General features: G+C 60.6%; 1 protein-coding gene. It reads right to left on the bottom strand.

Features of this window, described 5'->3' with window-relative positions:
* Window positions 1–120: 120 nt before the first annotated feature.
* Window positions 121–736, bottom strand: a 616-nt coding sequence (locus MD273_RS18495) for a porin (RefSeq protein ID WP_239039251.1), incomplete at its 5' end; no start/stop codon positions are given.

Here is a 736-nt window from a genome sequence, read left to right as displayed (position 1 = left end):
CATCTCGTTGAGGTCGTGATTCCGGGCGACATATAAAAAACCCCGCAGACAGGGCGAACCTGCTTCTGCGGGGAGGAACAGGCCCGCGTGGTGTACGGGCCTGTCTGCCAGATGAGGCGCTTAGAAGTCGCGCTGCAGACGGAAGTAACCGGACCAGTCGGATGCACCGGCGTCGGAAAGATCGTCGTTGTAGTCGGTGTACTGAACGTTGAGCTTGGCCCAGAAGTTGTGAACCAGCTCGTATTCGAAGTACACGCCACCGTTCCACAGGTCCGGATCGTCGCCGAGGCCGATGTCGTTGTCGGTCTTCAGCTGGCTGTACTGAACCTGCGGCGTGATGCGCAGCTTGTCGGTAACGTCGAGCTGGTAACCAGCAGCGACGGCCCATTCGGTGTAGCCGTAGTACGAGGAATTGATATCCCACGTCTGGGCGTAAGCGTTGGCGCCGGTGTTGTAGAGGGCGGCCAGCTCAAGAGCGCCCGGGCCGAGAGCGAAGCTGCTCAGCACGCGGAACGAAGCTTCTTCGTTGTAGGTGTCGTAAGCGGCATCGAGCTTGGCGGAAGCGCCACCAGCGGAGAAGCCGACGCGACCGGCAACGCCGAGCTTGTTCATGTCGGTGTTCTGGTCATCATAGACGTTGACCATGCCCGGCTCGAGCGCATCGAGGGCGAGACCGGCGACGAAGCCGTTGCCTACAAAGGCGTAGCGCATTTCGCTGATCTTGGTGTTGCCCGAC

Origin of the sequence: Marinobacter sp. C7, from assembly GCF_022343555.1 — a bacterium.
In the GTDB taxonomy this organism is placed as follows: Bacteria; Pseudomonadota; Gammaproteobacteria; order Pseudomonadales; family Oleiphilaceae; genus Marinobacter.
Note: the sequence above shows the minus strand (reverse complement) of the source record. Positions and strands in the feature narration are given on the sequence as shown.